The organism is Frigoribacterium faeni (assembly GCF_007988805.1).
GTDB lineage: Bacteria > Actinomycetota > Actinomycetes > Actinomycetales > Microbacteriaceae > Frigoribacterium > Frigoribacterium faeni.
The window spans coordinates 1-10,169 of record NZ_BJUV01000056.1 but is presented as its reverse complement, the minus strand read 5'-3'; the positions used below and the strand labels follow the sequence as shown (position 1 = coordinate 10,169).

The following is a 10,169-nucleotide window of genomic DNA, read 5'->3' as shown; positions in this document are numbered from 1 at the left end:
CGCGGGCGGCCGGCGCGGGCGGCCGGCGCGGGCGGCGCGAACGCACCGCGTCCCGTGCAGCGCACCGGGACTAGACGTGGTGCCGTGCACGGAACGCGGTGCGGGGGCCGCGGGCGCGCGCAGCACCGCTGCGCGGCAGCGCGGCGCGAACGCACCGCGTTTCGTGCAGCGCACCGGGACTAGACGGGGTGCAGTGCACGGAACGCGGTGCGGTGACTATGGGGCCGCGCGGGCGGCGCAGCGCGGCGCGAACGCACCGCGTTTTGTGCAGCGCACCGGGACTAGACGGGGTGCGGTGCACGGAACGCGGTGCGGCGGGCGGGACGCGGTGCGGGGCGGTGCGGAGCGGAGCGGTGCGGTGGGCACTACGCGGTGCGGTGCACCGGCGGCGACGCGGCGGCTGCGCAAAGGGGACAGCGGACGGGCACCGGCGTCCAGCCGGGAATACCGTGCACGCATGGTGTCCCAGGTCAGCGCAGAAACCAGTCCACCCCGATCGAGCACGCCCGGCGTGCCCACCACGTCCATCACCCTCGACGTCAACGGCTCCCCCCACCGACTCGACGTCGACAACCGCACGTCTCTGCTGGACGCCCTCCGCGAGCGCCTCGATCTGACCGGCTCGAAAAAGGGCTGCGATCACGGCCAGTGCGGCGCCTGCACCGTCCTGGTCGACGGCCGCCGCACCAACAGCTGCCTCGTGCTCGCCGTCAGCGCCGAGGGCAGCGACATCACCACCGTCGAGGGCCTCGCCGACGGCGACACGCTGCACCCCGTGCAGCAGGCGTTCCTCGATCGCGACGCCTACCAGTGCGGCTACTGCACTCCGGGTCAGATCTGCTCGACGGTCGGCATGATCGAGGAGGCGCGGGCCGGCATGCCGAGTCACGTCACCACCGACCTCACCGACGGTGAGATCGAACTCGACGACGAGGAGGTGCGCGAGCGACTGAGCGGCAACCTCTGCCGGTGCGGCGCCTACATGAACATCGTGCCGGCCGTGCACGACGCCGCCTGCGCCCACGACGCGACCACCGCCGCAGCCACCGGCACCGGCACCGGCACCGGCACCAGCACCGGCGAAGCCACCACCACCCCCGCCGCCGCCGCCACGACCACCGCGGCCACCGCGGGCACCGCGGCAACCGCGGGCACCGCAGCCACCGCGGCCACCGCGGCAACCGCGGGCACCGCGGCAACCGCGGCAACCGCGGCAACCGCGGCAACCGCGGGCACCGCGGGCAGAGCAGCAACCGCAGCAACCGCCACCGACGGAGCGACCCGATGAAGACCTTCGAGTACGAGCGGGCCGCCGACGTCGCCTCGGCCGTCGCCGCGCTGAGCACCACCCGGAACGCCAAACCGCTCGGCGGCGGCACCAACCTCGTCGACCTGATGAAGCTCGGTGTCGAGCGCCCCGACCTGCTCGTCGACGTCAGCCGCGTCGACTTCGGCGGCGTCGACGAGCTGCCCGCGAGCGAGTCCCTGCCGGCCGGCGGAGTCCGCATCGGCGCCGGGGTGCGCAACAGCGACCTCGCGGCGCACCCGCTCATCCGCACGCGCTACCCGCTGCTGACCCGCGCCCTGGTCAGCGCCGCGTCGGGCCAGCTGCGGAACCAGGCGACGACCGGCGGCAACCTGCTGCAGCGCACCCGCTGCACGTACTTCATGGACACCACGAAGCCCTGCGACAAGCGCGAACCCGGCACCGGCTGCGGTGCGATCGCGGGCCTCTCGCGGGAGCTGGGCATCCTCGGCGTCAACGACCGGTGCATCGCCACGCATCCCGGCGACATGGCCGTGGCCCTCGCGGCCCTCGACGCGACCGTCGTGTTCGAGACGGTCGACGGCGAGCAGCGCCTCCCGATCGGCGAGTTCTTCCGCGAGCCCGGCGACGACCCGACGCGCGACACGAACCTGCCCGACGGCGCCCTCATCACGGCCGTCGAGCTGCCCGCCCTTCCCTGGGCGACCAACTCGACCTATCGCAAGGCCCGCGACCGCCGCTCGTACGCGTTCGCCCTGGGCTCGGTCGCCGCCGCGCTCGAGGTCGACGAGTCGGGCACGATCACCGACGTGCGCATCGCCCTGGGTGCGGCATCGCCCGTCCCGTGGCGGGCCCGGGCCGCCGAGGAGGCGCTGGTCGGCACCGAGGCGACCCCCGCCTCCTTCGCCGCCGCCGCCGACGTCGAGCTGGCCGCCGCGACGACCACCGAGCAGAACGCGTTCAAGGTGCCGCTGCTCAAGCGCCTGATCGTCGGGGTCCTGAGCGAGCTGGCCGGGCTCGACGCGGAACAGGAGCAGGACGGCGGCGACCCGTCGCCGTTCCGCCCCACCGGATCGAACGGGTCGCCGCGCCGCGTCGCGGCCGACGTCGATCCCGCCTCCACCGGGCACGAGGGAGGCGCGGCGTGAGCACCGTCGACGTCGTCACCCCGGTCGACACGAGCGTCCCCACCGGCCTCGGTGCTCCCGTGGCCCGGCTCGAGGGCCGGGACAAGGTCACCGGCGCCGCCCGCTACGCGTACGAGCACACGCCCGACGGCGTGCTCTACGGCTGGATCGCGCAGTCGTCGGTGACGACCGGCACGATCATGGGCTCGAACCGCGACGAGGTGCTGAGGATGCCAGGCGTGCGGGCCGTCGTCATGCACGACCAGGCACCGCACCTCGAGGACGCGGAGGACGGCGAGCTGCTGGTCCTGCAGTCCGCCGCGGTCGCCTACCGCGGTCAGCCCGTCGCGCTCGTGCTGGCCGACACCTTCGACACCGCCCGCGAGGCCGCCTCGGCTCTCCGCGTGGAGTACGACGAGGGCGGGATCGACGTCGTGCTGAGCACCGACCACCCGACGCTCTACGCGCCCGAGACCGTGAACGCGGGCTTCGAGACCGACACGTCGCAGGGCGACGTGGACGCGGCGATGGCCGACTCCTCGGTCACGATCGACGAGACGTACGAGACCGCTGCCCTGTTCAACAGCCCGATGGAGCCGCACGCCACCGTCGCCACCTGGGTCGACGGCCGTCTCGACGTCCTCGACTCGAACCAGGGCACGAGCGGCGTCGCCACCTCGCTCGCCACGCTGTTCTCGCTCGACCCGGCCGTCGTGCGGGTGCGCGCGCAGCACGTCGGCGGCGGCTTCGGCTCGAAGGGCTCCGCCCGCCCGGTGGTCGTTCTCGCGTCGATCGGCGCGATGCTGTCCGGCCGGCCGGTGAAGCTCGCCTACACCCGGCAGATGATGTTCTCGCTGTCGGGCTACCGCACCCCGACGATCTCGCGCATCCGCCTCGCCGCCGACTCCGGGGGGCATCTGTCGGCGCTGTCGCACCAGACGTACTCGCACTCGTCGACGCTGCAGGAGTTCACCGAGCAGACCGCCGAGCCGACCCGTCACCTCTGGGCCGCGCCCAGCCGCCTGATGACCCACCGACTGGCCCGGCTCGACGTGCCGACGCCGCGGTGGATGCGGGCACCCGGCGAAGCCCCCGGCATCTACGCCGTCGAGTCCGCGATGGACGAGCTGGCGCTGAAGCTCGAGATCGACCCGGTCGAGCTGCGGCTGCGCAACGAGCCCGAGGTCGACCCGCACACCGGGCAGCCGTTCAGCAGCCGTCACCTGGTCGAGTGCCTGACCCGCGGCGCGGAGCTGTTCGGCTGGCACGACCGCGACCCGCGCCAGGGCGTCCGTCGGATCGGCCGCTGGCTGGTCGGCACCGGCGTGGCCGCCGCGACCTACCCGGCGAGCGTCATGCCGGCCGGCGCCCGGGTCACCGCGCTGCCCGGCGGACGGTTCTCGGTGGGCGTCAACGCCACCGACATCGGCCAGGGCGCCCGCACCGTCATGGCCCAGATCGCCGCGGCCGAGCTCGGGGTGCCGGTCGATCTCATCGACCTGAGCATCGCCGACAGCGACCTGCCCACCGCGGGGGTCGCGGGCGGTTCGTCCGGCACGGCGTCGTGGGGCTGGGCGGTCACGAAGGCGAGTCGGCAGGTGACGGAGCTGCTGTCGCAGGGCCAGCCCGTGCCTCCTGAGGGTCTCGAGGTCGTCGTCGACATCGAGGAGGACATCGCGGCGATGAGCGACCACTCCCGGTTCGCCTACGGCGCCCAGTTCGTCGAGGCGCGCGTCGACCTCGACTCGGGCGAGATCGTCGTGCCGCGCATGGTCGGCGTGTTCGCGGCCGGGCGCATCATGAACGCCCGCACCGCGCGGTCGCAGTTCGTCGGCGGCATGACGATGGGCCTCTCGATGGCGCTGCACGAGCACGGCATGCTCGACCCGACGCAGGGCGACTACGGCAATCACGACTTCGCCACCTACCACGTCGCCGCCAACGCCGACGTGGGCTCGATCGAGGTCGAGTGGCTCGACGAGGAGGACCCGCACCTCGCCCCGATGGGCGGCAAGGGCATCGGCGAGATCGGCAACGTGGGGGCGGCCGCCGCGGTCGCGAACGCCGTCGCCCACGCGACGGGCGTGCGCGTGCGCGATCTGCCGATCCAGCCCGACAAGCTGCTCGCGGGGCTGCCCACCCGGTACTGAGGGACCGGGACGAGCGGTTCAGGAGGCGCGGTGCCGGCGCGCACCGCGCCTCCCGCCGTCGAGGTGGCCGGGTCGCCTGTCGTCGGGCGTCGCGGTCGTCAGGCGACGCGGTCGTCGGGCGGCGCCGTCGTCAGGCGGTGAGGTGGATGCTGCCGCCGCGGTCGCGCAGCGACGCCCGTGTCGCCCCGGACCGCACCGCCAGCACCTCGGCCATGATCGAGACGGCGGTCTCCTCGGGGGTGCTCGCGCCGAGGTCGAGGCCGATCGGCGAGTGCAGCCGGTCGAGCGCCGCGTCGTCCACCGAGCGCTCGCGCAGGGCGGCGATCCGCCGATCGTGCGTGGTCCTCGACCCCATCGCCCCCACGTACGCCGCGGGAGACGCCAGGGCGACCTCCACCAGGTCGGCGTCGAAGCGCTCGTCGTGCGACAGCACCGCGATGACGGTGCGGTCGTCGACCTCGGTGCGCGCGAGGTAGTGCGGCGGCCACTCGACGACGATCTCGTCCGCCGACGGGAACCGCTCGCGCGTGAGGAACACCGGGCGCGGATCGCACACCGTGACGCGGTAGCCGAGCACGGCGCCCGCATCGCAGAGAGCCACGGCGAACTCGACGGCGCCGAAGACGAGGAGGCGCGGCGGAGGTGCCGAGCGCTCGCTGAAGACCCGCAGACCGTCGCAGTCGTCGATCGACGCCACGACCTCGCCGGTGCGGATCGGACCCAGCACGACGTGCGCCGTGGCCTCGCGCCCAGCCGCGGCCTCGCGCAGGGCGGCGATCGTGACCGCGTCGTCCGGGGTGACGAGCCGGGTGAGCACCTCGATGCGGCCGCCGCAGCTCAGCCCCACCTCGAACGCCGTCTCGTCGCTGAAGCCGAAGGTCTCGAGCTGAGCGGCCCCGTCGTCGAGCACCTGCGAGCTGATCTCGTAGACGGCGCCCTCGACGCAGCCGCCCGAGATGCTGCCGATCACCGTGCCGTCGGCCGTCACGGCCATCGAGGTGCCGACCGTGCGCGGGGCGCTGCCGTCGATCGAGACGGCCGTCGCGACCGCGAGGGGCTCGCCGGCGTCGAGCCGGGCCAGCAGGCGGTCGGCGATCTCGAACACGGTGCTCCTCGGGTGACGTGGCGCGGCAGGGACGGGGTGCGCGCGAGGCTCGGGCGGTAGGTCAACGATAGGCGGTGAGGGGCGTGACGGGACGCCGCCCTCCCGCCTGGCTAGCCTGTCGGAATGGCCGCACGACCCGATCCGACGCCCGTCACCGGCGCGCGCCCCGCGGCACCCGCTGCGGCCTCGGCTCCGGCCCCGACTCCGGCTCCGGCTCCGGCTCCGGCCCCGGCTCCGGCTCCGGCCCCGGCTCCGGCCGCCGCTCGGATGCCGACCGCCGTCGGTCTCCTGCTCGCCGCCGGCGCCGGCTCGCGCATGGGCCGGCCGAAGGCGCTCGTCGTCGACGAGCGCGGTCCGTGGCTGACCCGCGGGGTGGCGACCCTGCTCGCGGGCGGGTGCGACCGGGTCGTCGTGGTGCTCGGGGCACGGGCGCACGAGGCCGAGGCGCTGCTGACCGCCGACCCGCGCCTCCTGACCGGCGACTCCGGGGCGGTGGACGCGTCGGGTCGCGACCCGCGCCTCCTCGGCTCGGCCGTCCGCGTCGTCGTCGCCGACGACTGGGCCGACGGGCTCGCGGCGTCGCTGCGGGCCGGTCTCCGCGCCGCCACGACGGACCCCGACCCGCAGGAGGCGCGGGTCGCCCTGATCACGCTGGTCGACTACCCGACGCTGCCGGCCTCCGCGGTCGCGCGACTGCTCTCCGGTGGGGACGCCGGTCCGACCGCTGCCGCGGACGCGGGCGTGCTGCGGCAGTCCGTGTTCGACGGCCGACCGGGTCATCCCGTCGTGGTCGGGCGGGACCACTGGTCGGCGCTCGCCGCGTCGCTGTCCGGTGATCGCGGGGCCGGTCCGTACCTGCGCGCGCACGCCGCCGAGCAGGTCGACTGCGCCGACCTCTGGGACGGGGCCGACGTCGACTCCCCCGCCTGACCGTCGGCGGCGCGAGCTGGCACCCCGGCGACCGAGGTCGGCAGGATCTCGATGGCGGCCGCGGTCCGCCGCACCCTAGCGTCGTGCCCATGCCGATCACGCCCGACACGAAGAACTGGACCTGGGTGCTCGAGCGCCGCTGCGACGAGTGCGGGTTCGACCCCGCGGCGGTCTCGTACCGCGACGTGCCCGGCCTGATCCGGGCGAACGCCGCCGCCTGGCCCGCCGAGCTCGCCCGTCCCGACGCGCGCGACCGGCCCGACGAGGCGACCTGGTCGCCGCTCGAGTACGGCGCGCACGTCCGCGACGTGTTCCGGGTGTTCGAGACGCGCCTCCGGCTGATGCTCGCCGAGGACGCCCCCGCCTTCGCGAACTGGGACCAGGACGCCACCGCCCTCGACGACGACTACGCCGGCCAGCGGCCCGACGTGGTCGCCGACGAGCTCGTCGCCGCGGCCGCGACCGTGGCGGAGGCGTTCGCGGCCGTGCCCGACGACCTGCTCGACCGCACGGGACTGCGGAGCGACGGCTCGGCGTTCACGGTCGACTCCCTGGCTCGGTACTTCGTCCACGACCCCGTGCACCACCTGCACGACGTCCGCCGCTGACGCGGGACGCATCGAGGTGCCTCTCCGAGGCGGGCCGCACCGCCCGAGGGCCCTCGTCGGGGCACGCCTCCGCGGAGACCGGTCGAGACGGGGGTCGACAGACGCGCGGAGGCGGGCCACGATGGCTGACGTGACCCGCGCCTCCGTCGTCTCCGTCGGCCTCGACTCGACCCACCGGTTCAGCAAGCCGCCGGTCGAGCGCGTCACCCTGCTCGCCGGCCTCGGCGTGGAGGGCGACGCCCATCTCGGTCGCACGGTGCAGCACCGCTCGCGAGTGGCCCGCGACCCCGACCAGCCCAACCTCCGCCAGGTGCACCTGATGCACGCCGAGCTCTTCGCCGAGCTCGCCGACCTCGGCTACGACGTCTCGCCGGGCGACCTCGGCGAGAACGTCACGACCCACGGCGTCGACCTGCTCGACCTGCCGGTCGGCACCGTGCTCGCCCTGGGTCAGGAGGCGCGGGTCGAGATCACGGGACTGCGCAACCCATGCCTGCAGATCGACCGGTTCGAGTCCGGGCTGCTCAAGGCCGTGGTCGGACGCGACGAGGCGGGTGAGCTCGTGCGCAAGGCCGGCGTCATGGGCATCGTGCTCGCCGGCGGGGACGTCCGGGCGGGCGACGCCGTCGGCGTCGAGCTGCCCGCCGAGCCCTGGGTCGAGCTGCAGCCCGTGTGACCGCGGGGGCGGCGTGGCGGCCCGGCTCGGGGTTGCCTGCGGGCCGGCTTCGGGTCGGCTTCGGGTCGGCTTCGGGCCCTCTCCGGGTCGCCTCCGGGCCTGCCTCGGGCCGCCGGAGAGGGCGCCGGGCCGTCGCTCAGGTCCCGGCGGGGGCCCGCAGCGACCGGTCGGACACCGTCAGCGCCGTCGCCACGACCGCCAGCCCCACCACGACCCAGGCCAACGTGTGCAGCCCGACCGTCGTCGGGGCGTCGCCGTAGACGCCGCCGATGAGGCTCGACGCGCCGATCGCGCCGATGTAGATGGCGGTGCGCGAGAGGCCCGCGGCCGTGCCGATCATCGACGACGGCACCTGGCGGTAGAGCGCTGCCTGGTTCGAGACGGACGCGAGGCCCTGCGGGAGACCGAACAGGGCCGGCACGAGCACCAGCGACCAGACCGGAGAACCCGAGCCGGTGGCCAGCAGCAGCGCGCCTCCTGCGATCGGCACGGTGGCCGCCACGATCAGCGGGAGTCGGACGCCCGACCGCCGCGCGAAGACGAACGACACGACCCCGGCGACGATCGCGCCCGGCAGCTGGATCAGACCTGCCTGGGCGCTGCCGATGCCGGCGACGGACTGCACCCACTGCGAGAACCCGTAGGTGACCGTGTACGCGATGCCGTAGACCAGGAACAACCGCAGATAGGTGCGGGTGAGCGCGCCGTTGCCGGCGAGCACGCGGACGTCGATGAACGGCGCCACAGCGCGCAGCTCCCACAGGATCAGACCGGCCAGAGCTGCGCCTGCCACGGCCAGCAGCCACCACCACCCCTGCGGCAGATCGAGCAGGAATACCAGCAGGGCGGCGATCGTCACCGCGAACAACGCGAGTCCCGGCAGGTCGACGGCGCGGGTCAGCGGCAGTCGCGAGGCGGGGCCGTCGCGGAGCGGGCGCAGGGTGTCGCTGGGCATCCAGAGCAGCGACAGGACGAGTCCGATGCCGGCGAGCGGGACGTTCACCAGGAAGATCGAGTGCCAGCCGAACAGGCCGATGAGAGCACCGGCCAGTGCGGGGCCTGCCGCCGCGGATGCCAGCGACGAGATCGACAGGCCGCCCAGCACGAGCGGGGGCGTCGCGACGCCGAGGCGGTCCGACTGATTGCGGATCGCCGTCATCGCCGCGGGGTAGGCGGCCGACGTCCCGATGCCGATCAGCACCCGGGCCGCGATGGCGCCGCCGAACGACGGCAGCAGCTCGGGCAGCACGCCCGCGATCATGACGACCACCATGCCGGTGACGAACACCTTCTTGGGACCGAGGCGGTCGGCGAGCTTGCCCATCGTGGGCTGGCCGACGGCGCTCGCCAGGTAGAGCGCGGCGACCAGCCAGATGGCCTGGTCGGCGCCGATGCCCAGGTCGCTCGAGATCGGGGCGAGCGCCACCGCGATCATCGTCGTGTTGATCGGGTTCAGCAGGGGGCCGAACAGCAGCGGCACGACGAAGCGCGGACCGAACGGGCGGGCGTCGTGCGAGGTCCGGGCGATACGGGCGGCGGCCGAGCGGCGGGGGTCGGCGGCAGGGCGGAGGGGGTCGGCTGCCGGGCGGAGGGGGTCGGCTGCTCGCGTGTCGCGGCTCTCGGCCGGGCGGTGGGGGTCGGCTGCCGGGCGGAGGGGGTCGGCGGCTCGCGTGTCACGGCTCTCGGCCGGGCGGTGGGGGTCGGGAGCGTCGCCCAGGGGATTCGGACCGCGGCTCACGACCGATGCCGTCGGATCCGGATGGGCCCCTTGGCCGTCGACGGGTCGACCACGGAGCCGCCCTGGGTGATGTCGACCTCGCCCGCGGCGACCATCCGCCGGGCTGCGCGACGCACGGGCTCCATCAGGTCGCGCCAGGCGTCCTCGTCGTCGGGGTGCAGCGAGCGGGCCACGTCGGACGGGCAGATGCTCGACGAGGCGGCACGCTGCGCCAGCAGGTCGCGGATGCGCTGCTCGAGCTCGCGATCGTGCGCCGTCACCTTGTGCTTGCGGCAGGAGTCGCTGCAGTACGCGATGTCGTCCCAGTTCGACGCCCACTTCTTCCGCCACTCGATGCGGCGCCCACAGGAACGGCAGGTCTTCGATTCGGGTGTCGCGGGGCTCATGTCACCAGTCAACGCGGGAGGCGCGGTGCGCGTTCCCGGGATCGCGCACCGCGCCTCCTTCCGTGCACCGCACCGCGTCCCGTACAACGCACCACGACGAGACACGGTGCGGTGTACGAAACCCGGTGCGGTCACGCCGACAGCCCCCGCCCGCAGCACACCGCGTCCCGTACGACGCACCA

The 10,169-nt window shown here is 74.4% G+C and carries 9 protein-coding genes; 6 read left to right on the top strand and 3 right to left on the bottom strand.

What is annotated here, in order from left to right; all coding sequences use genetic code 11:
- Positions 1-511: 511 nt before the first annotated feature.
- From FFA01_RS16455 to FFA01_RS15370, 3 genes are read left to right on the top strand one after another with little or no spacing between them, the layout of a single operon-like run.
- Positions 512-1,288, top strand: coding sequence for a 2Fe-2S iron-sulfur cluster-binding protein (locus FFA01_RS16455; protein WP_307725062.1), 777 nt, complete (start codon positions 512-514; stop codon positions 1,286-1,288).
- Positions 1,285-2,415, top strand: coding sequence for an FAD binding domain-containing protein (locus FFA01_RS15375; RefSeq protein WP_146857062.1), 1,131 nt, complete (start codon positions 1,285-1,287; stop codon positions 2,413-2,415). Before FFA01_RS16455 ends, FFA01_RS15375 begins: the two co-directional genes overlap by 4 nt.
- A complete protein-coding gene (locus FFA01_RS15370; protein WP_146857061.1) occupies positions 2,412-4,544 on the top strand; it encodes a xanthine dehydrogenase family protein molybdopterin-binding subunit in 2,133 nt (710 codons plus the stop codon). The genes FFA01_RS15375 and FFA01_RS15370 overlap by 4 nt, the downstream gene beginning before the upstream one ends.
- Positions 4,545-4,674: 130 nt before the next feature.
- Here the strand turns inward: FFA01_RS15370 and FFA01_RS15365 are convergent, their stop codons facing one another.
- Entirely contained in the window at positions 4,675-5,649 is a 975-nt protein-coding gene (locus tag FFA01_RS15365; RefSeq protein WP_208720949.1) for an XdhC family protein, read from the bottom strand.
- 123 nt (positions 5,650-5,772) lie between these two features.
- On the opposite strand from FFA01_RS15365, the gene FFA01_RS15355 reads away from it, so the two are divergent.
- From FFA01_RS15355 to FFA01_RS15345, 3 genes are all read left to right on the top strand, one after another.
- The gene (locus tag FFA01_RS15355; RefSeq protein ID WP_307725061.1) at positions 5,773-6,579 is read left to right on the top strand and encodes a nucleotidyltransferase family protein; all 807 of its coding nucleotides are present in this window, start codon (positions 5,773-5,775) and stop codon (positions 6,577-6,579) included.
- Between the two features lie 89 nt (positions 6,580-6,668).
- The gene (locus FFA01_RS15350; RefSeq protein WP_146857058.1) at positions 6,669-7,187 is read left to right on the top strand and encodes a DinB family protein; all 519 of its coding nucleotides are present in this window, start codon (positions 6,669-6,671) and stop codon (positions 7,185-7,187) included.
- A 121-nt stretch (positions 7,188-7,308) separates the two neighbouring features.
- Positions 7,309-7,863 carry an MOSC domain-containing protein gene (locus tag FFA01_RS15345; RefSeq protein ID WP_182501152.1) on the top strand — a complete coding sequence of 185 codons (555 nt, stop codon included), beginning with the start codon at positions 7,309-7,311 and terminating at the stop codon, positions 7,861-7,863.
- A gap of 136 nt (positions 7,864-7,999) precedes the next feature.
- On the opposite strand, the gene FFA01_RS15340 is transcribed toward FFA01_RS15345, so the two are convergent.
- Positions 8,000-9,601 carry an MFS transporter gene (locus tag FFA01_RS15340; RefSeq protein WP_146857057.1) on the bottom strand — a complete coding sequence of 534 codons (1,602 nt, stop codon included), beginning with the start codon at positions 9,599-9,601 and terminating at the stop codon, positions 8,000-8,002.
- Positions 9,598-9,987 (bottom strand): DUF3253 domain-containing protein, encoded by a 390-nt coding sequence (locus FFA01_RS15335; protein WP_146857056.1) that lies wholly within the window; start codon positions 9,985-9,987, stop codon positions 9,598-9,600. Before FFA01_RS15335 ends, FFA01_RS15340 begins: the two co-directional genes overlap by 4 nt.
- Between the last annotated feature and the right edge of the window lie 182 nt (positions 9,988-10,169).